Source organism: Pseudomonas sp. W5-01 (assembly GCF_046540435.1).
Taxonomy (GTDB): Bacteria; Pseudomonadota; Gammaproteobacteria; order Pseudomonadales; family Pseudomonadaceae; genus Aquipseudomonas; species Aquipseudomonas graminis_B.
The window spans coordinates 839,805-863,509 of the sequence record NZ_JAXCIP010000001.1; the positions used below are offsets into that span (position 1 = coordinate 839,805).

The window sequence follows — 23,705 nt, forward strand, 5'->3', positions numbered from 1 at the left end:
ATCCTGCCAATGCGATAGCAGGGGGTTCGGACACTTTGCGCATCGTGCCGCAACAAAAAAGTTTACGATTTGGCACGTTGGAATGACTCTCAATCGGGTCATCGTGGCCGGCGGTTACAGGGAGCGCAGGCATCTTCAGCGTCACGCGACAGTCATAAACCAGACGGAAGGCATCGGGGGTGACTCAAGTTGTGACGCACTGGGCAGATAACCGTGATGTCAGTTACATCAGCAGCATTGTTCAAGGATCGAACCCATGACCCAGCGTCAATCCATCCGCATTCCCCGTTCCGCTCAGCCGCGTTTTCTCTGGTTCGCTTTCATTCCGGTCGTGCCTGCCGTTGCATGGGTACTCAGTCAGTCAACCTCTCTCCCTAACCTGATCGCGTGCGCGGCGCTGGTTCTCGTCGGCCTTGGCGCGGGGGCCTGGAGTGCTGCTTCCCGGCGTGACGTGGTGCTGCGCGCCACTGCCCGGGCTCAAGCGGATCAGTCAGCGGCAGACGCCGCGAGCCACAGCATTAACTCGCGGGTACAACTCGATGAGGTGCTGCTGGGCGCCATGCCGATCTGGGCCCGGCAGGTGGAGAGTTCACGGCATCAGACCGAAGAAGCGATTGTGAATCTGACCCATCGGTTCATCGGGATTGCCGCGCGATTGCAGGAAACAGTTCAGGCGTCCCAGCGCGCTGCCGGCGAACTCGACGGGCAAACGGCGGACGGGGCGCTTGAAGTGCTGTCCCTCAGCGAAAGCGATTTGAGCCAGGTGATCAACTCGCTCAAGGCCGCTCAAACCAGCCGTGACCAGACCCTGGCCCAGGTGCGCGGCCTCACGGCCTACACCGGCGAACTGCGCACCATGGCCGCGGACGTAGCGGCGATCGCCGCGCAAACAAACCTCCTGGCCCTCAACGCGGCCATTGAAGCGGCCCGTGCAGGTGAAGCCGGTCGCGGCTTTGCCGTGGTGGCCGACGCGGTGCGCAGCCTGTCGAGCAAATCCAGTGAAACCGGCCAGCAGATGTCGGCCAAGGTCGACATCATCAATAACGGCATCACCCAATTGGTGCACGCCGCCTCCAGCAGCGCCGATCAGGACAGCCAATCGGTGGCCGCGTCAGAAAACAGCATTCAAGTCGTGCTCGGACGCTTCCATAACATCACTGGCCGCCTGGCCGAATCCGCGGACCTGCTCAAGCAGGAAAGCCGCGGCATTGGTGATGAGATGACGGAGGTGCTGGTCGACCTGCAATTCCAGGACCGTGTGAGCCAGATCCTCAGCCATGTGCGAGACAACATGGAAGACCTGCATGGTCACCTGCGGCAGGCAAACGAGGCCCCGGACCAGGCAACGTCCATCGACGCCCGCCAGTGGCTGGCGCGAATGGACGCTACCTACGCCACCGACGAGCAGCGGCGCACCCATCGTGGCGAGACGCCTGTGCAGCAGAACTCTCAAGACATCACCTTCTTTTAGGAGCTCATAATGGCGAAGAATGTATTAGTGGTCGACGACTCCAGCAGCGTGCGGCAAGTGGTAGGCATTGCCTTGAAAAGCGCCGGTTACGACGTGATCGAAGCGTGCGACGGCAAGGATGCACTGGGCAAGCTCACCGGGCAGAAAGTGCACCTTATCATCAGCGACGTGAACATGCCCAACATGGACGGCATCACCTTCGTCAAGGAGGTCAAGAAACTGGCCAGCTACAAGTTCACCCCGATCATCATGCTGACCACCGAGTCCCAGGAGTCGAAGAAGGCCGAGGGGCAGGCGGCGGGTGCCAAGGCGTGGGTGGTCAAGCCGTTCCAGCCCGCACAGATGCTGGCAGCGGTGTCGAAACTGATCCTGCCCTGAATCCTTGCGCGAGGGAGGCTGCGATGCCGATCACCATCGAAACGCTCGACGACAGCACCTGCGTCAGCATTGACGGCGAGCTGACGATCTACACCGTTGCCGAGCTGGCGGGCGAGCTGTTGCCCCGGATGAGCGGCGCGCCACGCCTGATGCTGGACCTCTCGCAGGTTACCGAAATGGATGGCGCGGGGCTGCAGTTGCTCGCGGTCATCCAGCGTGAAGCCGACAGCGCTGGCACCGCGTTGAGCGTCACCGGCCAGAGCGTGGCGGTCACGCAGGCCCTTGAGCTGTGTCGCAAAGCCGCTTCATAGCCAGTCCAGCGACGCGTGCCCCAATCGCGTTCATTGCACGTTCATTGATAGACAAGGAAGGTCCAGGTGAGCATCAATCTCGACCAGGCATTGCAGACATTCATCGTCGAGGCCCACGAACTGTTGCAGGTCATGGAGCAATCCCTCCTGCAACTGGAAACCGAGCCCGCCGACCAGGATGCCATCGGCGCGATTTTTCGTGCCGCCCACACCATCAAGGGGTCCGCCGGCCTGTTCGGCCTGAACCCGGTCGTGAGCTTCACGCACATTGTCGAGGACGTACTCGACCGACTGCGCGACGGCAGTGTGGCAGTCGACTCCCGGCTGATCGCGGTGCTGCTCAAGTGCGGCGACCATATGCTGGAGCTGATCAACGTCGTCGCCAGTCGTGGCGAGACGCTCCAGCCGGCAGCCCTGGAGCGTGAAGCGGCGTTGCGCGAGGCGTTGAGCACCTATCAGGCGCCGCACCCTGTCCCCGATGCCAGCGTTCAAAACACTGAAGAAGAGGGCGTTGATGGCGGCGCAGACACGTCCGCCGAGGTGCTCTGGCATATCTCCCTGCGCTTCGGCGTGGACGTGTTTCGCAATGGGATGGACCCGCTGTCGTTCCTGCGCTACCTGGAAACCCTGGGGCAGATAACACAGGTCACGACCCTCACTGACAGCATTCCGGCACTGGACAGCTGGGACCCGGAAAGCTGCTACCTAGGCTTCGAGATCGATTTGCGCTCGACGGCCAGCCACGCCACCCTCAATGAAGTCTTCGACTTTGTGCGGGACGACTGTGAGGTGCGCATCGAGGCCATCGACGAAGCGCCCCACAGCGCTGTGGCCATCGGCAGCGAGCTGGTGGCCCAGGCAGAGCAGGGCCCACTGACCGCTTCGGTGCAGCGTCTGCCGGCGGCCAGTGAGCCGAAAACCCGTGACGGCAATTACGTGCGCGTCAACGCGGACAAGCTTGACGAACTGATCAACCTGGTCGGCGAACTGGTGATAGCGAGCGCCGGCGCCAGCTTGTTGGCCCGTTCCTGCAACAACGACCCGCTGCAGGAAGCGACGTCGACGGTCTCGGGACTGGTGGAGGAAATTCTCGACGGCGCACTGCACCTGCGCATGATTCCCATCGGCGACACGTTTAACCGCTTCCGCCGCGTGGTGCGGGACATCAGCCAGGAGCTGGGCAAGGACATCGAGCTGACCATCAGCGGTGCAGAAACCGAACTGGACAAGACCGTCGTCGAGAAAATCGGCGACCCGTTGATGCACCTGCTGCGCAACGCCATGGACCACGGCATCGAAAGCGCCGATGCGCGGCGCGCTGCAGGCAAGGCGGGGAAGGGTCACCTGAGCCTCAACGCCTACCACGACTCGGGCAGCATCGTCATCGAAATCGCCGACGACGGCAACGGACTCAACCGCGAACGGATCCTGGAGAAGGCTCAAGAGCGCGGCCTGGTGGCGAGCGGTGCGGTGCTCTCCGATCAGGAGATCTACAACCTGATCTTCGAACCGGGTTTCTCTACCGCCGAGGCAGTGACCAACCTGTCGGGCCGTGGCGTCGGCATGGACGTGGTCAAGCGCAACATCACGCTGTTGCGCGGCACCGTTGATCTGGACAGTCGCCCGGGGCAGGGCACCGTGGTGCGCATTCGCTTGCCGCTGACCCTGGCGATCATCAACGGGTTTCTGGTCGGCATCGATACATCCACCTACGTGACTCCGCTGGACATGGTTCAGGAATGCATCGAACTGGACGAACACCAGCGCCAGTCAAGCCGTGACAAGGGCTACCTGGACCTGCGTGGCGAGGTGTTGCCGCTAGTGGACCTGCGCGAGCACTTCAGCCACGAAGGCAGCGCCGGCCGACGCCAGAATGTGGTGGTGGTGCGCTATGCCGAGCACAAGGCCGGGCTGGTCGTCGATGACCTGCTGGGTGAGTTCCAGACCGTGATCAAACCGTTGGGCAAGTTGTTTGGCGCACTGCGCGGCATCAGCGGCTCCACCATATTGGGCAGTGGCGCGGTGGCCCTGATCCTCGACGTACCGGCACTGCTCAATCAAATCGTACAACTGGAAGCCCGCACGACCCAGGCGCCTTATTCGCCAACCGTCGTCGCCCGCTGACGTATTTGCAACACCCTGGAGGTTCCACGATGAAATGGTTCTACGATCTTAAAATTTCCACCAAGCTGATCAGCTCATTCCTGGTGGTTCTGGCCCTCACTGCGGCGATGGGCGTCTTCGCCATCCACCAGCTAGGAGCCGTGAACCAGGCTGCTCAGGACATCCGTGGCAACTGGATGCCCTCCATGCGCGCAGCGGCCGGCATGCGTTTTTTTGCCGCCAACTATCGCTTGAAAGAAAACCGCCACATCAGCACCGATGTCGCTGAAGAGAAGGCCCAGGCCGAGCGGGAAGCCACCGAGGCCCGCCAGCAGTTCGAAACCCGCATGGGCACCTACGAAAACTTGCTGTCGAACGACGAAGATCGTCAGCTTCTGGCAGCGGCGAAAAGCGCATGGGCTTCCTACCTGACCAGCAGCAATCAGGTGCTCGATCTCTCCCGGCAGAACCAAGAGGACCAGGCCCGCAGCCTGCTCCGGGGTGAGTCGAAGGTGCGTTTCGAAGACTTGACCAACCGCTTGCAGAAAATGGTCGAGCTCAACGACGCTGGCGCAACGGCGGCCGGTGACAAGGGTTCGGCGCTGTACGAAAGTGCCCGCCTGGCGATCATCGCGGCACTGGTCGCTGCCCTGTTGATCGGCCTGGGCCTGGCCGTGTTCATCGCGCGGATCATTTCGCGTCCGTTGAGACAAGCCGCCTCCGCCGCCGAGCAGTTGGCCGAAGGCAACCTCAGTGCACCTATCGCACCGGGCACGAAAGATGAAACCGGCATGGTGCTCAACGCCATGCGCAACATGGTCGGCAAGCTGGGACACATCATCGGCGAGGTGCGCAACGCCGCTGACAACCTGGCCAGCGCCTCCGAGCAGGTCAGCGCCACCGCGCAATCGATGAGCCAGGCCACCAGTGAACAGGCGGCCAGCGTCGAGGAAACCAGTGCCTCGATCGAGCAGATGAGCGCCAGCATCAACCAGAACACCGAGAACGCCAAAGTCACCGATGGCATGGCCAGCAAAGCCGCCAAGGAAGCCACCGAGGGCGGCGACTCGGTCCAGCAAACCGTCGTGGCGATGAAGAAAATCGCCCAGCGCATCAGCATCATTGATGACATCGCTTACCAGACCAACCTGCTGGCCCTCAACGCCGCCATCGAGGCCGCTCGGGCCGGGGAGCATGGCAAGGGGTTCGCGGTGGTCGCAGCCGAAGTGCGCAAACTGGCCGAACGCAGCCAGGTCGCCGCCCAGGAAATCGGCGAGCTGTCTTCCAGCAGCGTGGACATGGCGGAGAAGGCCGGCAAGTTGCTCGGCGAAATGGTGCCGTCCATCAACAAGACCAGCGATCTGGTGCAGGAAATCAGCGCGGCATCCGAAGAGCAGGCCGCCGGTGTTGCGCAGATCAACACGGCGATGACCCAGCTCAACCAGGTGACCCAGCAGAATGCGTCGAGCAGCGAGGAGCTGGCCGCCACCGCCGAAGAAATGAGCAGCCAGGCCGAACAGCTGCAACAGGCCATGAGCTTCTTCGTGCTGGATTCAACCCCGCGGCCCGTCACTCAAGGCAGCAGCGCGGACAACCCCGGCAGCAAGCCAGGCCATCAGCCGCCACGGGTGAAACCGCAGCCGCCGCGCAAAGCGTTCGCGTACAGCATGGCCAGTGCCCCGGACGAATCGGAATTCACCCGCTTCTGATCACAAGCATCGATGCGGGACTACAGGGAGAACGACATGGGCGCAGTGACGACCACTCGGCAGACCGCAGTTGCGGTGGATGAGGACGCGCAGTACCTGACCTTCATGCTCGGCGGCGAGATGTTTGCCATCGGCATCTTGGGGATCAAGGAAATTATCGAATACGGCAGCCTGACCGTGGTGCCCATGATGCCCGCGTTTGTGCGCGGGGTGATCAACCTGCGCGGCGCGGTGGTGCCGGTGGTTGACCTCTCGGCGCGCTTTGGGCGGGCCAACTCGGCGATCACCCGGCGCTCCTGCGTCATCATCATTGAGGCGAGCACCGCGGAGGGGCAGGCGCAGGACATCGGTTTGCTGGTCGACACCGTCTCTGCGGTGCAAGAGATTCCGTCCTCACATATCGAGCCGCCGCCCAGCTTCGGCGCGCGGATCCGGTCCGATTTCATCAGCGGCATGGCCAAGGTCGATGGCAAGTTCGTGATCGTGCTGGACGTGGACAACGTGCTGTCCATCGACGAGATGTCCAGCCTTGCCGAAGCCGGTCAAGCGCCGGCCCTTGATCTCGATCCGCGTTGAGGCCCGAACCTATGCCAGACAACGCGACCATCGATGATCGTGAGTTCGGTCAGTTCCAGAGCTGGCTGTACCGCGCGGCCGGCATCAACCTGTCACCCGCCAAGAAAGCGCTGGTGGCCGGGCGCCTGTTCAAGCGCCTCAAGCATTACGAGCTGCAGAGCTATGGCGAGTACTTCAAGCTGATCATGAAGGACGAGCGCAAGGGCGAGCTGCAGGTCGCCCTGGATTTGCTGACCACCAACGAGACCTATTTCTTTCGCGAGCCCAAGCACTTCGACTTCCTGCGTCAGCAGGTGCTGCCCAAGGCTGCGCCGGGCAAGGTGTTTCGGGTATGGAGCGCGGCCAGTTCCTCGGGCGAAGAACCCTACAGCCTGGCGATGACCCTGGCCGAGGGACTTGGAACCACGCCCTGGGAAGTCGTCGGCTCGGACATCAGTACCCAAGTGCTCGCCAAAGCGCGCAGCGGCCATTACGCCATGGGTCGCGCCGAGACGTTGCCCCAGCCGCTGCTGGTCAAGTACTGCCTGAAAGGCATCGGGCGCCAGGAGGGCACCTTTCTGATCGACAAGGCGTTGCGCAACCGCGTCAACTTCGTCCAGGTCAACCTCAACGAAACGCTGCCCGCCCTGGGTGAGTTCGAGGTGATCTTCCTGCGCAACGTGATGATTTATTTCGACCAGCCGACCAAGACCCAGGTCGTCGCACGCATGCTTCCGCTCCTTAAGCCAGGCGGCTACTTGATCATCAGTCACTCGGAAAGCCTCAACGGTGTAAACGACACCTTGAAGCTGGTGGCGCCGTCGATTTATCGCAAGCCATGAAAATGCCCGTCGGCGCGGCCGAAGTGGTGTTGGCCCCGGGACAGGTCAGTTTCGCGACGCGGCCGACGCGCTTGCGCACACTGCTCGGTTCCTGCGTGGCGATCACGTTCTGGCACCCGCAACGGCTGATCGGCGGCATGTGTCACTTCATGCTGCCAGGACGCCTGCGTCACGATCAGCCGCTGGACGGCCGATATGGCGATGAGGCAATGGAATTGCTGCTTCGACACGTCCTTAGCAACGGCACTCAGGTGCAGGATTACCAGGTCAAGCTGTTCGGCGGCGGCAGGATGTTTCCCGACCACCCGCGCGACCTGCGCACGGAGGACGTGGCCAGCCTGAATATTCGCGCGGCGCTGGCCCTGGCCGAGCGCTACCACCTGCACTTGACGGCTCAGGACATGGGCAGCACCGGTCACCGCACGATCATGTTCGACGTGTGGAACGGCAACGTCTGGGTTCGGCACCAACCAATGGGAACACTTCAACACGATGCCTACCAAAAAAATCAGCGTACTGCTGGTCGATGACTCGGCCGTGGTGCGTCAGGTGCTGATGGCCATTCTCAGCGACACGCCGGATATCCACGTCATGGGCGCCGCGTCCGACCCGATTTTCGCCATGGACAAGCTCGCCCGGGAATGGCCCGACGTGATCGTGCTGGACGTGGAAATGCCACGGATGGACGGGATCACCTTTCTCAAGAAAATCATGAGCGAGCGACCTACGCCGGTGGTGATCTGTTCCTCGCTGACCCAGAAAGGCGCCGAAACCTCCTTGCAGGCCCTGTCGGCAGGCGCTGTGGAAATCATCACCAAACCCACGACCGGATTGAAGAATTTCCTGCTCGAATCGGCGGCCGAGCTGGTGGCCGCGATACGCGCTGCCGCCAACTCCAACGTCAGGAACCTGGGAAAGCGCACCGCCAGCCCGGTTCCGGTAGCGCCGGCCGGCAAGCTCACTGCCGACGCCATCCTCCCGGCCGCCACTGGCCACGCCATGGCACAGACCACTGAACGCATCGTCGCGATCGGCACTTCCACGGGCGGAACCCAGGCGCTGGAAGCAGTGCTCAAGGCTTTGCCGAGGGTCTCCCCGGGCATTGTGATCGTGCAGCACATGCCTGAGAAGTTCACGGCCTCCTTTGCCGAACGGCTCAACAGCATCTGTGCGATCGAGGTCCGCGAAGCGCGTAACAACGACCGCATTCTCCCAGGTCTGGCCTTGATCGCCCCCGGTGGCAAGCATCTGATAGTCACGCGCAGTGGCGCCTATTATCACGCCCAGGTGATCGACGGGCCCCAGGTCAACCGGCATCGGCCTTCAGTGGATGTGCTGTTTCGTTCGGTGGCGAAGTTCGCCGGCAAGAACGCCACCGGCATCATCATGACCGGGATGGGCGACGACGGTGCGCGCGGCCTCAAGGAGATGCTCGACGCCGGCGCTGCCACGGTTGCACAGGATGAGGCGAGCTGCGTGGTGTTCGGCATGCCCAAGGAGGCCATCAAACTCAACGCTGCCCAGCGGATCATGCCGCTGGAGCATATTCATCAGGCGATCCTCAACGGTTAGCCTGGCCGCTGAGTTTCAGAATCTGAACGGGGAATGACCGATCACGATCGCTCTTTCATGGGCAAACGCTTGACCGAGTAAGCCCGTTTTTCATCCTCGGAGTTGTAGTAGACGTTCTGTGTCGTGCTGAGGCTGTTGTGACGCAGATCGACCTGCAGATCCTTCATGTCGCGGTGCGGCGCATCGAAGGTCGCCGAGGTGTGGCGCAGCCAGTGCAAGGACGCCGCGCGCAGGCGGCCGACGTCTTCATCCGGCCAGTGCTCGGCCTGCATGCGCTGCAGCGCGCGATCAAACACTTCCTGCAGCAGCACGCGGATATGCCGGTCCGACAAACCAGCGCGCCCGCGTTGGGTGGCAATCAGCGGCGTGCTTTCACGGAAGCCGGGCAGGGGGGACAGACCCTGATGCAGGCGCCAGCGCTTGAGGTAGTTCTCGACGTAGTCGTCCCGCACGCTGATCTTGCCGGCTTTATTGCCTTTGCCCACCACGTGGTACCACCAGTTGCCGGCGCTGTCCTTGCGCAGATCGCCCATGGTCGGTTTCCAGTTGTCACGGCCCACCAGATCGGACACCCGCAGGTACATGGCAAAAATCGTCGCCACGATAAACAGCGTGCGCTCGTACTTGGTGTCTTCGGCGGCCATAAGCTCAGCGGTCTCCAGCACGAAATCCCACTGCAGGGAGGTCAGGATGCGCGTGTCCTGGTTATCGGTGTTGCGCTCTTTGTATTTGCTCTTTTGTTTTACCGCGCGAAACGGGTTCTGCTCGCAAAAACCTTCATCGATCGCGTGCTGGAAGAAGCTGCCACACACCGCGAAGATCTGCGCGATAGAGCCTTGGGCCAGCCGGTACGTGTCCTGAAGGGCGGGACGGTTTTCTTCTTCAGCGCGCTTGCGTTCTTCCTTGGCGACGGTCTGGCTGAATGGCCGCCAATCGGGGTTGAGCACGTAGGTGTCCGTCGCGGTTTTCTTGCGCGCACCCAGGCGAGTGAAGCGGGATTTCACCACCGGACCGACCCAGGCGGGGTCAGGCGCCAGGCAGAACTCCATGAAGCTTTCGGCCTGGGTGCGGCGCATGGCGAGGAGGGGCGTTCTGGATTTGAGCATCGTCCAGAGCAGCAGTCGTTCGACGTGAGTGCGGTAGGAATTGAACGTGGATTCGTTGCCGGCGTAGGACTTGAGAAAGCTGCGCACGGCGCGGTAGCCTTCGATGGACTGGGTTTCTGCGGGGAACTGCTCGAGATAATCACGGATCGCCGGAAGCTCTTCCTTTAAGGAGCTGAAATTAAGCTCGCCGAACTTGGCGTAGGTTTCGAACAGCGGATGAGGTGACGAGGGCGCGGGCATTTGAATTCGCTGACTGGAAATGCGGAAGATGGCGGCATAATCCAGCAGGATGCGTGCAGATGCAATATCCGGGTCTGACAGTTATCGGATATTGCATTTGTGGGTTGGGGTGTGTTAGCGGGGTTGCCTGGAGCGACTTGGCTTATTGGGGCTGATTTACGCCTTCTTAGCGCAATCTGGTGGTGTATTCGTATGTTGATCGGTGATTTTGCGCTTTTTGGGTGAGTTTTGGGCTCCAAGAGTGGTGATTTCGCGGGCTGATCAGGCGCTACTGCGGGCGCATTGCTGCTCTGCAGGCCTTGTTTTATGGGCTTTCGAGGCAGGTCAGGCGTTTGCGGACCTTGATGATCCCAGTTTGTGAGCTGGCCGATACGCAGTTTGGCTGACTGTCCATAAGGCTTGCACGGGTATCGGATCGGCACGGGTTAATCTGGGGGTCGAGTTCGAAGCTTGGCATTAAGCAGTCGCTGTTCACACTGCGGGTGGTCAGGCAGATGTCGGTGGACTGCGTCGTCATAGGTTTTGCGACGTCTTGGGCGCTGCGCCTGTGGTGCTTGATCGGCGGCGCTTGTTGCTGGTGCCGGCCAGATGCTGACGTGCGCTCTGTGTGAAGCCTGACGGCGATTGGGTTGCTGGATGTCTGTGTGATTGATCCGCTGAACGCTGCAGTGGGTTGGGCGCTGCGTTGGGGTTAAGCGGTGATCGCGATTGTTGAATCGTCGGGCTTGGGTGAACGGCAAGCTATCAGCCGTGGGTGGCGAGCGGTAACTGATGATGAGTGGTTAACGTCGAGGGCAAGCGTTGGTATCGGGATCAGACTGGGTGCTTTGGTACCTGGAGCAGGAAACGGAGAATCGCCACGCTCGATTTGTCAGCATCAGCTATTAGTACGATTTTTTAAATTCTTTTATTTTCAGCATGTTAGGAAACTTGGCAGGCCACGGAGCATTCCTAGATCATGAATTATTGCGAATGAGCAGATTTATGCTTGAATTATTGTGAATGACTGTTCTCGGTGATTCGTCATGGATTCCATTCGTAAGGGCGCACGATTCTGGATTGACAGTAAGAAATGGGTCTATGAGGGGGCCGCCCCAAGTGGGCTCGCGCTCATGTATAGCGAGGACCTTAGCGAGTATCGAGAAGTAAAGCTGGGCGATTTGATAGATGAAGATCCTGAGGAGACTGAATACGCGGTTCCCGCGATCGAAACCAAGGCCAGTGCCGAGGACTGGGCACTAGCTGAGTTTAGGTATAGCGCACTAAAGGATTATGTAGAAGCAGACGATTCAAAAGTTGGTGATCTTGCGGCGAAACTCAAAATTAGCGAGCCCAGAGCTTATGCACTCGTTAAAATATTTAAAAACGCCAGCGGCCCTGCTGACTTTCTCAAAGACAAGCCGGGAGTTAAGCAGGGGAAGCGATTAATTCCTACACGAATTGAGGCTATTGTTGCTCTATCAATAAAGCAAAAGTGGAAAGGCCCAGGGTCTAATATCGCAGAGGTTGTTAAATACGTAGAAGAGCTATGTGATAAAGCTGGGCTCAAAGCACCTGCGGTAGGCACGGTAGCGAACCGTATACGTTGCATATCACAATCGCAGCTGGCGATGCTTAGGGACGGCCACAAAAGTGCGAATGATATGTACCAGCCACGCCCGAGGAAGAATAAGGCTAGTCATCCATTAGCCAAGACTGAAATGGATCATTGCTTGGTAGATTGCATTATCGTGGACGAAAAAACCAGGATGCCACTTTGCAGGCCCTGGGTAACTGTCATAATCGATCTGCATACACGAGTGCTCGTAGGATATTATCTTTCGATCGATGCGCCAAGCAGCTTCAGCGTTGCTCAAGCGATCACACATGCGACATTTCCGAAAGACGACTGGGTCGCACATCTGGATCTGGAAGATATATCCTATCCTTACTATGGAAAGCTAGAGTCCTTGGCAATGGATAATGCGAAGGAGTTCAAAGCTAAAGCATTGAAGATAGCAGCAGACAAGCACGCGATAAAACTGAACTATCGACCTCCGGGAAGGCCTTGGTGGGGAGGGCATATTGAACGGTTGTTTGGAACGTTGGCGGTAGGGTATATACATTTTCTCCCTGGCACTACGATGAGCAACGTGGTTCAGAAAGGCGATTATGATAGTGAAGGGAAAGCCTGTTTGACTTTTAGCGAGTTTGAAAAGTGGTTCGCTAGAGCTGTTGCAATTTATCATAATACTGAGCATCGTTCCATCAAGCAGACGCCGCACGATAAGTGGGTGTCGGCATGGACTGATAGTGAGGGACGTCTCAGGCAGCCGGCAATTGTCGAGAATAAAGTGCGATTTTTCTTGGATTTTTATCCGGAGAAAATGAGGACTATTTCGCGACAGGGGATCGAGATGTATGGCTTTCGATACTGGTCTGGTGCGTTATCAGCATACGTAAAGAAAAAAGTTGCGGTCAAATATAATCCATTGTCATTGCGTTTTATCTGGGTGAATCCGACTGGTGAGCGTTATGTTCGGGTGCCGTTTGCCGATCTGACGCTCTCTGATCTGTCATTACAAGAACTTAAAGCAGCGAATCGTCAAATCAAAGCGGCGGGTGAGGTGAGCGGAAAACGTCTGGTCAGCAAACGTGAAGTTTTTCGCTTAGTGGAAAAGAATAGAGAAATCGTTGAGACGGCTAAGCGAGCGACCAAAACGCTCAAAAAAATGCAGGAGTCTAGATCTGTCTATAAAGATCGTGAGACCTATATCAATAGTGATGAAAAAACAAGTGTTGAGATCCAGCAACCAGATGATGACTTTGCTACCCCACCCACTTTGTTTAAGATCGAATTTGAGTGAATCAACATGGCTAGCTTGAATAGTTACGAGCACGTGATACCCTCACGCCGACAGCTAGTAGAGGCAGGTTTAGATGCCAGAAAGGCTGCTATCGCCGAGAACTTTTGGATAAATTATCCTCAAGCGGAAAAGATCCTGTCGCAGGTGAGATTTATAGTCGACCTGCCTCGAACAGGGGATGGGTATTGCATGGTTATTCATTCGCAACCGGGAATGGGGAAAAGTGCATTATTTCGCCGCGTCATGATGGAATTTGGCATGAGCTCGGGCGCAACTGATTGTTTAGCCCAGCTTGAAATTGATTCCGAGCGCGCTCGCGATCATAAAACCTTCAGTAATGATCTCGTCTCAGCGCTGACGTTAGGCACTATAACGAGCTACTCGGGAAGCAAAAAAAGATTGTTGAATGCTATCGGCGCTCGTAACGTCAGGGGCATAGGTATCGATGAGTTCAACAACCTATTGGCCACGACACCGCGTGAACAATTAAAAAACCTCATTCATATGAAAACGATGTCGGGACCTCCCTTTTCTCTGGTTGTGATTATTTTTGGAACGAGCGAATGCAGAGAGGCAATCGAACACGATAGCCAGTTTTCCAGACGCTTCTATGAGATAGAGCTGCTTCCTTGGAAAGACGATGAGACTTTTCGGGCGTTTGTGTACTCCTATGTATCCACATTTCCTCTCCGAAAGCCTTCATTGATCGACAGGCCGGCAGTGACGAAATACTTGATTAGCGAAACTGGGGGCGTACTCGGACGGGTAGTCAACCTTTTGAAAAATGCTGCCTGGTGGTCCATTATAGATGGGACAGAGCGCATTGACTTGGATATTTTGAAAAAGGGAAAGGAGATTCCCGTAAAGGTGGAGCGTTGAAATGTATGTTCAAGGGGAGGTTTTGTCATCATTAATACTTCGATATATAGAAATCCCTGACACCTCCATGGTCAGTGAGTTCGGCAGGCTTATGCTTCAGGAGATAATGCAAAGCGCGATAGCAAATGGGGACATCGACTTTGATTATGCCGAGGATAAGCTGCGGTGTGTCAGTGAGTCCTTAGAGATTGAGCTGTCTCTTCTAGCGTCTATCAATCGCGCGCCTTCTTGGGGGTTGTTGCTTGCCCCCTGTGAGCGAGTTCAATTTTGTCCAAGCTGTATCAGGGAAGATTTGAAATCCATAAGGTTTCCCGTCTGGCGTCTAAATTGGGGATACGCGCATTATACAGTTTGCGATATTCACCTCTGCCCGTTGCAGGTTCTCAAAGGCGAATATCGTTGCAACAACCCACTGTACCGAATTAATTCAGTGGGCAGGTATATCCTCGACCATCCCAGTGAAGCGGTCGGGCCTAGTTATTCCGGGGAGGTTGGGAGGTTGCTTAGTATTATGGCGGTTGTAGCTAATAAGATACAAGATCAATTATGTGCGTGGCGTGAGCAATCTATGACTGAGCGCTCCAATTTGTTCTTTGGCTTGTTTTCGGCAGTGCTCAGGGCCTACATGAAGCCTGTTGACGCTCCACCTTACTGCTATCAACTATCGAAGAGTCTATTGCGGGAAAACGTCGCCCCTGTTGCTAATCACGGTTCCGCTGTCGGAGATCTTTTCTTTGGGCATACAAGAGCGACGTCCGTCACTGCGAGAATGATCGGGCTCGTGATGACGGCGGTAATACTGGATGTTTCTTCCGCTCGAGCCGATTGGCAAAATATCGTTGCGCTGTTTGCCGACATCGGGGTGCTGGTCCCGAATAATCCCACTTGGTTATTCACAACCTGTACCGGCACCGCCGATCAAGGCGTGAGAGGTTGGCTGACCAGCTCAAATGGTGAAAAGCTCAATTTGCCGCATTTCTTGCTTGAAGATTTAACGTTGCCCTGAAGCCCAGCTTCGATTACTGCTCATCTAGGCTGTCGCAGATCTCTTGGTTAGACATGCCCTTAGTTAAAGGTAGCAGAGCTTCTTGAACGCCATTGAGGCCCACGTATTCGCGGATGGATTGAACGCTCCATCCTGCGGACAACGCCCACTGTTCGAATCCCCGCCTAAAACTAAGCGAGCTTAATGGAAAAGATAATTCGGCATCTTGGCAGCGGGTCACCAAAGCATAGCCGGCCACAAAATGTTTGACTTTCTTTTCTGTGTCCTTTCCCCATCTGTCGATGCCATAGAATAGATTGTGGCGACGGCTTTTTCTTATTTCTAGCCACTCCTGAAGTGCCTGAGTAGGACATAAAGTCTTCCTTGCGGGCATCCTCATGCTCGTGACTGTCCCCTCCGTAGCAGGGGCACTGAGTATTATTCTGCCGCCATCCTGCAAGACAATATCGCTAATTTTCAGAGCTGCCAGCTGTGTGAATGTCAACCCTCTCCAAAATGCCAACAGCATCATCGCCCTATCTCTTATAAGCCTTTCCTCCACACCTTCCCTTTCAAAATTTTCACGGCGTTCAATTTTTTCTCGCATGTGGATATCTATTTTTGCGAGGTCTGCTACCAGAAGTGGTACAGTTTTTGTCGTCGTATGCTGACTGTGATTTTTGATGTGGGAGACAAGCTGGGAGATTCTCGGATCCTTAGTTGGGTCCTGGAACCCTTGTTCTTTATGCCACTTAGATAATGCGCTTAATCGTGCAATCAACGTGCCTGGTGCAAGCGTTGAGCTGTATTTTAGCAGGTAATCCGCGATTTCTAACGGGTCCGATGGCAGAGATTTTTCGGCGGTGTACCGAAAGTGTCTTATGTGCGACTTGTAAGCTCTGACAGAGTTGTCGGCGTATGTACGAAGGGTTTGTCTGGGCACCGTACTCAGTGTCCCCGTCACCATCTCGTCGCTATTAGTCTGACCAACCATTTTTTCTTTCATATGCGTACGTTCTTCTGGTAATTGAGAAGAGAGACCATTTTTGTCGTGTCCAGCCCAAGGATACCTATTCAATTTAAGCTTTTTTTATTAATTGTGGTCACTGATCAGCGTATCTGGTATTTGACTTTTTGTTTGCCGTTTGTCTGTTTCTTTTTTTTACACGAGTGCCGTACGGCAAACATTGCGGGCATGCTCTCTTCGGCTCTCAATTTCATATCTGAGGCTTCACCGCGAGAGCGTGGGTTGCACAAGCTATACAGTCGGGCTTTGTCTGAGAGTAGTCGTGGCGCTCGCCAGATAAATGCGCTGCATGGATCTCGCATTGGATTACGTGACGCAGTCCGGTATCGCATCGTCATTCATATCACTTGGAGTGTCTCGCGGGTGGAGGCTGGCCCTGGCCAAAAGCATCGTCGCTTGGCTTTCAAACAATGCCCCCGGCTTGAAAGTAACCCATTACGGTGGACACGCGTCGGTGTTCTGTCATCGCCATTACGTCCCCCATTGGTACGCCTCGCCGTCCTGCTACGGTCATGAAGCCTGATCGCAAGCTGTGCGCTGCCCAGTCACCCTCAAGTCTCGCAAGTTTCGCGCGACGCTGAACAATCCTTGCCACCTGATCTCCTGACAACCCGTTTCGACTGACTTTGCCCCCTTTGTACAGCCGCCGGAACAGTGGCCCAGATGTGGCTGCGCTGTTTCGAGCCAGGCGGTTAGCGCCTGCGCAGCGGCGCCTCGCAACGGCTTTTCACGGCGCACGCCGCTGGTATCCGTTTTGGTCGCGCCGAAGGTGTAGATCCAGGTGTCTGCATCTAGCGGCCGTACATCATTGACTGAAATACCGACCACTTCAGACCGTCGTCGACCGCCACCACTCCAGGCCAGGAGCAGCAGGGCGCGATCACGAATGCCCCGCACGCCGTTGGTGCAAGTGGCCAATAACGCTTGCAGCGGCTCAAGCACTACCGCGGTCTTCTTGCGCACCCGCATGCCGTGACGACTTTGTGCCTTGCGCGCCTCACGTAGCAGGGTCCTAACGGCGATGGATTCGCTGGGGCTCGGCCACCGACGTTTTGCTTTTTACCTTGGCGTTAACTAGTGCTGCGTCGATGGCCGCCGGCAGAAGATGGGACCATTCGCCATTGTCCAGCGGTCGCGCCAGGTGATCGAGGATGAACTGTATGGCCACGGGGTCAGGCAGTGGACTGTCCCCAAGGGCCCTACCGTAGCGAAGTTGCAGCCAGGCCAGCCAGTAGGCGAGGGCGCTGCGGTGGCTGCGCACCGTATTGGCGGCTGTCCCTGCAGCAATGAATGCCTGCGCGGCTGCTTTATCAGACCTAATATCAACGCACCCGTTAAAGTGAGCTTTTTCCGGTCCCCATGACGCGTTCAAGTTTTCTACGCAGCCACCGCTCTGCTGGATCACTGTCCATGACGCTTAACCATGACATGGACAACTCCAGTGTCGGGGTTACGAAGGGCAGGGGTTCAGCATGCAATGCACCGGTCTCGCTCAACGCTAGTGCCAAGTAGTCCGGCATATTGCACAGCATGTTGCCGACGGCCATGAGCGCGGGGAGGGTTGTGTACTGGGGAATTGAGAGCACAGCCTTACGCGTGCGCCCGACGGCCTCCAGCCACTCGTCGGCGAAGCTGGAAATGTTCGCAACATGGGACACGACCACATGGGGGCGTGAGCAGTACTCATCCAGGGTCAGCGGGGTGTCGGATACATCGATGCGCAGCACCATGGGCACGACGTTTCTCAGCAGCTTTCGCTTGGCGTTGGCAGGCAGGTCTTTAGTAATGCAGACCCCCACGGTGATCTCGCCCGAGGCCAGCAGCTCGGAAATATTCCACGCGTTGACCTGCTTGATGACAATCGCCACGTTCGGCGCTTCCTCGTGCAGCGCTTGCAGCAACGCGGGCATCAGGCTGTATTCGACGTCATCGGACAGGCCGATTCGAAACGTCATGGTGCTGCTGCCAGGATCGAAATCCCGGGTCAGGCTCAAGGCGACGGACATCGCGTCGAGCGCCGGAGACAGATGATGAATGATCTCGCTGGCCCGTGCCGTAGGCTCCATCCGGTTGCCCACACGGATGAACAGCGGGTCATTGAAGAGGCCGCGCAGCCGGTTCAGCGCCGAGCTGATGGTGGGCTGGCTGAGGAACAGTTTTTCTGCCGCCCGGGTGACATTGCGCTCCAGCATCAAGGTTTCGAACACAACCATCAGATGTATGTCAGCCCTGCGCAGCTCATTGCGATTCATAAGCCCTATCCACCACGACCGACATCGTGGGTGCCCTTGATGATTTGAAGGTGCCTAGCCTAGGGAGCGCGCCATCCATGCGCCAGCGCGTATGCGGACAACCGGCATGTCCACGTCGCGAGGGTGGCGGCGCAATCAGAGCGCTGCCGTGCAAGGCGCGCAGTGAGCTCCCGGCCATGGCTGCCATTTGCATCGTGCTTGCCGGCATGCCTTGCGTGCATTGCCGGCAAGTGTTCAACCCGCCCAAGCCCATCGGGGAGAGGGATAACGGTTATCGACGTTGCCAATGAGTACGGAAAAAAATGCTGATAGCATCCTTTGCCATTGGCGGCACTTGCTGCTTTGCACTCAATCCACCCTGGTGAAAACGCGGCAGTGAGTCCATCGCTGGCGTCGATACCGCTATTCATTTCAGACCATGATGAGCGCCCCAATGATGCCCCCCGCTTATGCCGACATTTACCGCTCGGTGGGTAAGATTCATCGCGTGCTCGAACACACGATCAAATCAGCCATCTCCCGTTTCGGCCTGACCGTGGCGCAGTTTCAGGTGCTGGAAACAGTCGCTTCCGGCAGAGCCAGTTCCCCGGCCGAGTGCGGGCGCGAGATCAATCTGACGTCTTCAGGCATGACCAATGTGCTGGACAGTCTGGAACATCGCGGACTGGTGAGCAGAGGACGGGAAGGCGCCGACCGACGATTTATTACCATCCGCCTGTCGCCTGACGGCGCTGTGCTCTACCAGCACGCGGCACAGGCCGTTTCAGCGTCCTGGGACAAGGCGGTCGAGGCTTTGTCTGCCGAACAACCCTTGCTGTCGGCCCTGTGCGCCGCGCGGCCATCGTCCGCCGCAGGTTAGCGAGAGTTGGGCAGCACGGGTCATCACTGCTTAACGCCAATGCCTGAACGCAACCCCTTAACGACTTCTCGTTGGAGCCACACGATTGATCACCGAACATCCCGTCCGCCTGTTTCTGACCGCACTGGTCGCCGTCGCCCTCGGTGGATGTTCCTACAGTGATCTGAAACCCCAGTCTTCGGTGTGGCAGGGCCTGAAGGCCAGCAGTAAAAAGACCCTGGATGAGGCACCGGTATCTGGCGCCCATTGGCCCGAGCAAACCTGGTGGACGGCGTTTGGCGATCGGCAGCTCGATGACATGGTCCGCGAGGCGCTTGCGGGTAATCCCGGGGTGGCCAGCGCTGCCGCCCGGGTCCGCCAGGCCCAGGCCCTGACAGGCCTGAACCAGGCAGCGCTTGCGCCTCGGGTAGACGCCAGTTTTTCCGATACACGACAGCGATACAGTGCCAACGGAACAGCGGGCGGCGTTTCAGGCACCTGGCAGACGCTCTACCAGACCTCGCTGGGCGTGGGTTACGAGCTGGATTTCTGGGGCAAAAATCGTGCTGCGCTGGAAGGCTCCATCGGCCGTCAGCGGGCGGCCGACGTTGACCGGTACGCGACGACGCTGATGATTTCCTCGGCGATGGTGCAGGCGTATATCGAATTGCAGAAAAACTACGATCAGATTGACCTGGCCGAGCAGGTGCTCGCCCAGCAACAGTCGATCCTCGATCTTACGCACCGGCGCTTCGCCGCCGAGCTGGATTCCCAGGTTGATATCAAACAGGCCCAAGCGAGTATTCCGGCCAGCAAAGCCACCCTCTCCGCGCTCAGAGAGGCCGTGGAGCTGGACCAGAACCGGCTGGCGGCGTTGATGGGTGAAGGCCCGGACCGTGGTCGTTCCATCCGCAGGCCGGCCATCGGCGAGGTCGAGCCTTTTTCGATACCCAGCCGTCTTCCCGCAGAGCTTCTTGGCCGGCGCCCCGACGTGGTTGCCCAGCGCTGGAGAGTCGAAGCAGCCGGGCATGAAATTGACGTGGCAAAGGCCGGTTTTTATCCCAACGTCAACCTGGCGGCCTCCCTGGGCTTGCAGAGCTTTGGCTTTGGCGACTTCAAGGACAGCAGCAGCCGGATGCTCGGGATCGGGCCGGCGATCAGCCTGCCGATTTTCGACGGAGGTCGTCTACGGGCCAATCTGGCCAGCCAGGATGCGGCTTACGACGTTGCGGTCGAAGGCTACAACCAGACGTTGATCGACGCGCTCCACGATATAGCCGATCAACTGACCTCTCTGCGCTGGCTGAAAGAACGCGTGGACCAGCAACAACAGGCCGTTCAGACCGCCAATGATGCCTACGACCTGATCAATCGCCGCTACGGTGCCGGGCTTGCCTCCTATATCCAGGTACTGATCGCGCAAAACGCTGCATTGGCCGAGCAACGCCAACTCGTTGACTTGCGCGCCCGAGGCCTTTCACTCCAGGCCAGCCTGAGCCGGGCGCTGGGGGGCGGCTTCAGTCCCGATGCCATTGCGTCGAACGCAGCCCTGACACCTGATCTTTCGAGTAAATGATGAGCACTCAATCTCCCGCGTCCGGCGTCCCTGTCGCCGCATCTCGCCACTCCGGCCCCGTTGTCTTTATCGGCGCCGGTCTGATCCTCATTGCGCTGTTGGCCCTGTGGTACGGGTATCAAGTTGGCAATGAACGCACCGAAGACGCTTATGTGGACGGCAACGCCGTTCAAGTGACCTCGCAGATCACTGGCACCGTCACGGGGATTGGCGCGGACAACACTGACTACGTCTGCGCTGGAGACCCGGTGGTCCGGCTCAATCCGGTGGACGCCGAAATCCAGTTCGAGCGCAGCAAAGCTGCGTTGGCGAGGGCCACCCGCATGGCGCGCACTCAGTACTCCCAGGTGGAGCAACTGCAGGCGGAAGTCGATCAGCGCAGCAACGATGTCGGCAAGGCCAGGGCGGATGTGCAGCGGCGCGCGCAACTGGCGTCCAGCGGGGCCGTGTCCCGTGAAGAGATCAGCCACGCCGAAGATATTCTGAAAAACGCCGCTGCCGGGTTGGCGTCGACCCGCCAGCCCCTGGCCCAGCGCAGGGCAATGGTGGATGGCACCACGCTGCGGTCGCACCCGGACGTACTGACCGCCGCTGCCAATCTGCGCGATGCCTTTGTCGCCCGGGACCGCACCGTGGTGCTGGCGCCCGTGACAGGCGTCGTCACCAGGCGCAGCGTGCAAGTGGGCCAGCGCATCAGCCCGGGCGTGGCCCTGATGACGGTGGTGCCGCTGGATCACTTGTGGGTCAACGCGAACTTCAAGGAATCGCAGCTTGAACATATCCGCATCGGGCAGCCGGTCACGCTGACAGCCGACTCCTATGGCACTGATGTCGTTTTTCACGGAACAGTCGCCGGTCTTGATGCAGGAACCGGCAGCGCTTTTGCCCTGCTGCCGGCGCAAAACGCGACGGGAAACTGGATCAAGGTCACTCAGCGTGTGCCAGTGAAAATCGCGCTCGACCCGCAGGAGATCGCCCGGAATCCGTTGCGCCTGGGGATCTCCATGCGGGTAAAGGTGGACACCCGCGCGCAAGACGGCGATGTATTGCGTGCGGACGTACCCCGCGAGGACCTTTACAGCACGGCAGTGTTTGATAACGAACTGAAAAACGCCGACGCGCTGGTCGAAAGCGTCATCACTGAAAATGAGGGAGCCCAACGGGCGCCTGCGCTCAGCAGTGCCAGGCGTTAGGAGGCTGCGATGTTCAGGAAGTACTGGCTGCTGCTGACTACCATCACGCTGTTGTGCAGTCTGGAGTTTCTGCAAACCGGCATGATCGCGTTTGCCTCGGCGCCGATACGCGGTGAAATCGAAGCCAGTCCTGAAGAGTTCAGCCTGGTGGCAGCCCTTTATGCCTGTCTGGCCGTGATCTCGATCTCCAAGCAACGCTGGCTGACCGAGCGCTTTGGCTGGCGCAACTACCTGCTGACGTCCATCGGCATTTATATCGTTGGCGCGGTGATCTGCAGCGTCAGCGCCGATCTGGTCACGTTCACCGCTGGCCGGGTGGTGATGGCGCTGGGCGGCGGAGGGTTCATGACCTCGGCTCGGGTCATGGTGCAGATGATTTCGCCAGGACCTTACCGGTTTACCGGCATCAAGGCCTTTGCCATCGGTCTAGCGTGCGGCACCTCGGCCGCACCGGTGCTTTCCTCACTGGCAGTTGCGTACTCCACCTGGCAGGCTATTTTCTGGATTCTGATTGTCGTGGCGATGCTGGTCGCAATGCTGGCGCTGAGATTTCTGCCGACAGACCGGCATCCGGTCGAGTCCCGTAGTCAGAGTCGACTCGGTCAGGTGCTGCTGCTGGCTGTCAGTTCGTTCTCGATCCTGTACGTGCTTCAACGCTCTTATTACGACTTCTAGAACGAAACCACCATCATTCTGGTGTTCGTCGGGCTGGCTGCGTTCGCGCTGCTGGCCTACCTGCGAAACGAGAATAAACACCCACGGCCCTTGTTGAAAGTGCATCACGTGATCAACCGGCGCTACGTCTACGGTATCGCGCTGTTCTGCTTCAGCTATCTGATGCTGGGCGCCAACAACTACGTGCTGCCGTCTTTCCTGCAGTCCGCGCTGGGCTATTCGTGGGAGACCGTCGGGCATTTCCAGTCGCTCGGGCTGCTGGGTACGTTGGCGGCATGGCTGCTGATGTCGTGGCTGTTGCCAAAATCGCCGTCACCCAAAAAGTTCTTCACCCTGGGATTTTTGTCCTTGATCGCCTTCAGCTACCTGCTCGCGGGCATTACCCCTGGCGCAGAAATGTGGACCAATATCCTTCCGGCAGCGATCGACCACAGACCAAGCGTGGGACGATGAGCCATTTACCCACCACATCCAGCTTGTCCAGGTAATCTTTTGCTAGGCGCTCTCCCAGCTGGAGGGTGGCAAATTCAAACGCCGCAGCTTCCAAGGCCATCGCAGAGAAGACGATGGTTTTTATGCCAGCCACTTGTTTTCTGGCTTTCTGATCGTCGTAGTCTGTCGATTCGCTAAGCCATTGCGGTTTGGGAACCGGGTTGCCCTTCTCGAAGAGAAAGCAGCCGAACGCCTCTTCCGCAATCTCACAATAGGTGTCGACCATAGAATCGACCAAGACCCAGCTATCGCGAACCCTAAACGGTTTAGTCGTCTCCATGCTGCCCCCCCTTTAAAACTAACGATAACGTATTTCTTGCCTATAAAAAGTGTAGATACGCAGCGCAAAACGGGACAGACGTTGGATCTGACCCATATTTTTCTTGAATCATTCTCATTGATGTAGAGCCGAGGTATGTTTTAAGCAACCAAGCTGCTGCAAGACTTAGCTGCTCGCACTGGTAGTACTCGCGGACAAAATATGAGCAATGCTGAGGCCGGGCACTGGGCTGTAGTGCATTCGTGGGTTGCGCAGATGCCGAAACATCGCAGAGACAGGGTCCAGATCGTTAGCAAGCCACTCGCCGAGCGGCACGGTATTGTCCAGGTGCAGTGGTCGCACGCTTAGTAAGTCAGCTCAGTCTCGCAGGGTGTA

General features: G+C 58.0%; 22 protein-coding genes and 1 pseudogene. 18 read left to right on the forward strand and 5 right to left on the reverse strand.

Annotated features, from left to right (window positions below):
* Window positions 1-559 precede the first annotated feature (559 nt).
* The 9 genes from SLW75_RS03610 to SLW75_RS03650 all read left to right on the forward strand — a co-directional run bounded on the left by SLW75_RS03610 (window position 560) and on the right by SLW75_RS03650 (window position 8,941).
* Window positions 560-1,471 carry a methyl-accepting chemotaxis protein gene (locus tag SLW75_RS03610; protein ID WP_410933807.1) on the forward strand — a complete coding sequence of 304 codons (912 nt, stop codon included), beginning with the start codon at window positions 560-562 and terminating at the stop codon, window positions 1,469-1,471.
* A 9-nt stretch (window positions 1,472-1,480) separates the two neighbouring features.
* Window positions 1,481-1,849 carry a response regulator gene (locus tag SLW75_RS03615; RefSeq protein WP_065990830.1) on the forward strand — a complete coding sequence of 123 codons (369 nt, stop codon included), beginning with the start codon at window positions 1,481-1,483 and terminating at the stop codon, window positions 1,847-1,849.
* A 23-nt stretch (window positions 1,850-1,872) separates the two neighbouring features.
* Window positions 1,873-2,160, forward strand: coding sequence for a lipid asymmetry maintenance protein MlaB (locus SLW75_RS03620; RefSeq protein WP_065990831.1), 288 nt, complete (start codon window positions 1,873-1,875; stop codon window positions 2,158-2,160).
* A gap of 66 nt (window positions 2,161-2,226) precedes the next feature.
* Window positions 2,227-4,284, forward strand: coding sequence for a chemotaxis protein CheA (locus tag SLW75_RS03625; protein ID WP_410933562.1), 2,058 nt, complete (start codon window positions 2,227-2,229; stop codon window positions 4,282-4,284).
* A gap of 29 nt (window positions 4,285-4,313) precedes the next feature.
* Window positions 4,314-5,972 carry a methyl-accepting chemotaxis protein gene (locus tag SLW75_RS03630; protein ID WP_410933563.1) on the forward strand — a complete coding sequence of 553 codons (1,659 nt, stop codon included), beginning with the start codon at window positions 4,314-4,316 and terminating at the stop codon, window positions 5,970-5,972.
* A 36-nt stretch (window positions 5,973-6,008) separates the two neighbouring features.
* A complete protein-coding gene (locus tag SLW75_RS03635; RefSeq protein WP_410933564.1) occupies window positions 6,009-6,548 on the forward strand; it encodes a chemotaxis protein CheW in 540 nt (179 codons plus the stop codon).
* 11 nt (window positions 6,549-6,559) lie between these two features.
* Window positions 6,560-7,369 (forward strand): CheR family methyltransferase, encoded by an 810-nt coding sequence (locus SLW75_RS03640; protein ID WP_410933565.1) that lies wholly within the window; start codon window positions 6,560-6,562, stop codon window positions 7,367-7,369.
* The gene (cheD, locus tag SLW75_RS03645; RefSeq protein WP_410933566.1) at window positions 7,366-7,899 is read left to right on the forward strand and encodes a chemoreceptor glutamine deamidase CheD; all 534 of its coding nucleotides are present in this window, start codon (window positions 7,366-7,368) and stop codon (window positions 7,897-7,899) included. Before SLW75_RS03640 ends, cheD begins: the two co-directional genes overlap by 4 nt.
* Window positions 7,862-8,941 carry a chemotaxis response regulator protein-glutamate methylesterase gene (locus SLW75_RS03650; protein ID WP_369317884.1) on the forward strand — a complete coding sequence of 360 codons (1,080 nt, stop codon included), beginning with the start codon at window positions 7,862-7,864 and terminating at the stop codon, window positions 8,939-8,941. The genes cheD and SLW75_RS03650 overlap by 38 nt, the downstream gene beginning before the upstream one ends.
* Before the next feature lie 41 nt (window positions 8,942-8,982).
* Here SLW75_RS03650 and SLW75_RS03655 read toward each other — a convergent pair whose 3' ends face one another.
* The gene (locus SLW75_RS03655; protein ID WP_410933567.1) at window positions 8,983-10,287 is read right to left on the reverse strand and encodes a tyrosine-type recombinase/integrase; all 1,305 of its coding nucleotides are present in this window, start codon (window positions 10,285-10,287) and stop codon (window positions 8,983-8,985) included.
* Window positions 10,288-11,312: 1,025 nt separating this feature from the next.
* Here SLW75_RS03655 and SLW75_RS03660 point away from each other — a divergent pair.
* From SLW75_RS03660 to SLW75_RS03670, 3 genes are read left to right on the forward strand one after another with little or no spacing between them, the layout of a single operon-like run.
* Window positions 11,313-13,133 (forward strand): Mu transposase C-terminal domain-containing protein, encoded by a 1,821-nt coding sequence (locus tag SLW75_RS03660; protein ID WP_410933568.1) that lies wholly within the window; start codon window positions 11,313-11,315, stop codon window positions 13,131-13,133.
* A 6-nt stretch (window positions 13,134-13,139) separates the two neighbouring features.
* Entirely contained in the window at window positions 13,140-14,012 is an 873-nt protein-coding gene (locus SLW75_RS03665) for a TniB family NTP-binding protein (protein WP_369305650.1), read from the forward strand.
* Between the two features lies 1 nt (window position 14,013).
* Window positions 14,014-15,018, forward strand: coding sequence for a TniQ family protein (locus tag SLW75_RS03670; protein ID WP_369305651.1), 1,005 nt, complete (start codon window positions 14,014-14,016; stop codon window positions 15,016-15,018).
* A 13-nt stretch (window positions 15,019-15,031) separates the two neighbouring features.
* Here SLW75_RS03670 and SLW75_RS03675 read toward each other — a convergent pair whose 3' ends face one another.
* The 3 genes and pseudogenes from SLW75_RS03675 to SLW75_RS03685 all read right to left on the reverse strand — a co-directional run bounded on the left by SLW75_RS03675 (window position 15,032) and on the right by SLW75_RS03685 (window position 18,276).
* Window positions 15,032-16,003, reverse strand: coding sequence for a hypothetical protein (locus SLW75_RS03675; protein WP_369305652.1), 972 nt, complete (start codon window positions 16,001-16,003; stop codon window positions 15,032-15,034).
* 327 nt (window positions 16,004-16,330) lie between these two features.
* A pseudogene (locus SLW75_RS03680) lies at window positions 16,331-17,345 on the reverse strand (site-specific integrase).
* Window positions 17,346-17,358: 13 nt separating this feature from the next.
* Window positions 17,359-18,276, reverse strand: a complete 918-nt coding sequence (locus SLW75_RS03685; protein ID WP_410933569.1) for a LysR substrate-binding domain-containing protein — start codon at window positions 18,274-18,276, stop codon at window positions 17,359-17,361.
* A 433-nt stretch (window positions 18,277-18,709) separates the two neighbouring features.
* Here SLW75_RS03685 and SLW75_RS03690 point away from each other — a divergent pair, with 433 nt between their 5' ends.
* From SLW75_RS03690 to SLW75_RS03710, 5 genes are all read left to right on the forward strand, one after another.
* Window positions 18,710-19,135, forward strand: a complete 426-nt coding sequence (locus SLW75_RS03690; RefSeq protein ID WP_369305654.1) for a MarR family winged helix-turn-helix transcriptional regulator — start codon at window positions 18,710-18,712, stop codon at window positions 19,133-19,135.
* A gap of 85 nt (window positions 19,136-19,220) precedes the next feature.
* Window positions 19,221-20,690, forward strand: a complete 1,470-nt coding sequence (locus tag SLW75_RS03695; RefSeq protein WP_410933570.1) for an efflux transporter outer membrane subunit — start codon at window positions 19,221-19,223, stop codon at window positions 20,688-20,690.
* A complete protein-coding gene (locus tag SLW75_RS03700) occupies window positions 20,690-21,883 on the forward strand; it encodes an efflux RND transporter periplasmic adaptor subunit (RefSeq protein WP_410933571.1) in 1,194 nt (397 codons plus the stop codon). Before SLW75_RS03695 ends, SLW75_RS03700 begins: the two co-directional genes overlap by 1 nt.
* Before the next feature lie 9 nt (window positions 21,884-21,892).
* Window positions 21,893-22,558 carry an MFS transporter gene (locus SLW75_RS03705; protein ID WP_410933572.1) on the forward strand — a complete coding sequence of 222 codons (666 nt, stop codon included), beginning with the start codon at window positions 21,893-21,895 and terminating at the stop codon, window positions 22,556-22,558.
* Between the two features lie 21 nt (window positions 22,559-22,579).
* Entirely contained in the window at window positions 22,580-23,011 is a 432-nt protein-coding gene (locus SLW75_RS03710; protein ID WP_410933573.1) for a hypothetical protein, read from the forward strand.
* Here SLW75_RS03710 and SLW75_RS03715 read toward each other — a convergent pair.
* Window positions 22,938-23,330 (reverse strand): hypothetical protein, encoded by a 393-nt coding sequence (locus tag SLW75_RS03715; protein WP_369305658.1) that lies wholly within the window; start codon window positions 23,328-23,330, stop codon window positions 22,938-22,940. The genes SLW75_RS03710 and SLW75_RS03715 overlap by 74 nt on opposite strands.
* A 156-nt stretch (window positions 23,331-23,486) precedes the next feature.
* Between SLW75_RS03715 and SLW75_RS03720 the strand changes: the two genes are divergently transcribed.
* On the forward strand, window positions 23,487-23,678 hold the full coding sequence (locus SLW75_RS03720) for a DUF6555 family protein (RefSeq protein WP_369305797.1): 192 nt from the start codon (window positions 23,487-23,489) through the stop codon (window positions 23,676-23,678).
* The last annotated feature ends 27 nt before the right edge of the window (window positions 23,679-23,705 follow it).

Bases quoted from the DNA above. Each gene is read 5' to 3' on its own strand.
- SLW75_RS03700 (WP_410933571.1), top strand. From the start codon at position 20,690: ATGAGCACTCAATCTCCCGCGTCCGGCGTCCCTGTCGCCGCATCTCGC.
- SLW75_RS03650 (WP_369317884.1), top strand. From the start codon at position 7,862: ATGCCTACCAAAAAAATCAGCGTACTGCTGGTCGATGACTCGGCCGTG.
- SLW75_RS03670 (WP_369305651.1), top strand. From the start codon at position 14,014: ATGTATGTTCAAGGGGAGGTTTTGTCATCATTAATACTTCGATATATA.
- SLW75_RS03685 (WP_410933569.1), bottom strand. From the start codon at position 18,276: ATGAATCGCAATGAGCTGCGCAGGGCTGACATACATCTGATGGTTGTG.
- SLW75_RS03640 (WP_410933565.1), top strand. From the start codon at position 6,560: ATGCCAGACAACGCGACCATCGATGATCGTGAGTTCGGTCAGTTCCAG.
- SLW75_RS03630 (WP_410933563.1), top strand. From the start codon at position 4,314: ATGAAATGGTTCTACGATCTTAAAATTTCCACCAAGCTGATCAGCTCA.
- SLW75_RS03635 (WP_410933564.1), top strand. From the start codon at position 6,009: ATGGGCGCAGTGACGACCACTCGGCAGACCGCAGTTGCGGTGGATGAG.
- cheD (WP_410933566.1), top strand. From the start codon at position 7,366: ATGAAAATGCCCGTCGGCGCGGCCGAAGTGGTGTTGGCCCCGGGACAG.
- SLW75_RS03610 (WP_410933807.1), top strand. From the start codon at position 560: ATGCCGATCTGGGCCCGGCAGGTGGAGAGTTCACGGCATCAGACCGAA.
- SLW75_RS03620 (WP_065990831.1), top strand. From the start codon at position 1,873: ATGCCGATCACCATCGAAACGCTCGACGACAGCACCTGCGTCAGCATT.
- SLW75_RS03705 (WP_410933572.1), top strand. From the start codon at position 21,893: ATGTTCAGGAAGTACTGGCTGCTGCTGACTACCATCACGCTGTTGTGC.
- SLW75_RS03655 (WP_410933567.1), bottom strand. From the start codon at position 10,287: ATGCCCGCGCCCTCGTCACCTCATCCGCTGTTCGAAACCTACGCCAAG.
- SLW75_RS03690 (WP_369305654.1), top strand. From the start codon at position 18,710: ATGATGCCCCCCGCTTATGCCGACATTTACCGCTCGGTGGGTAAGATT.
- SLW75_RS03675 (WP_369305652.1), bottom strand. From the start codon at position 16,003: ATGAAAGAAAAAATGGTTGGTCAGACTAATAGCGACGAGATGGTGACG.
- SLW75_RS03615 (WP_065990830.1), top strand. From the start codon at position 1,481: ATGGCGAAGAATGTATTAGTGGTCGACGACTCCAGCAGCGTGCGGCAA.
- SLW75_RS03665 (WP_369305650.1), top strand. From the start codon at position 13,140: ATGGCTAGCTTGAATAGTTACGAGCACGTGATACCCTCACGCCGACAG.
- SLW75_RS03660 (WP_410933568.1), top strand. From the start codon at position 11,313: ATGGATTCCATTCGTAAGGGCGCACGATTCTGGATTGACAGTAAGAAA.
- SLW75_RS03715 (WP_369305658.1), bottom strand. From the start codon at position 23,330: ATGGAGACGACTAAACCGTTTAGGGTTCGCGATAGCTGGGTCTTGGTC.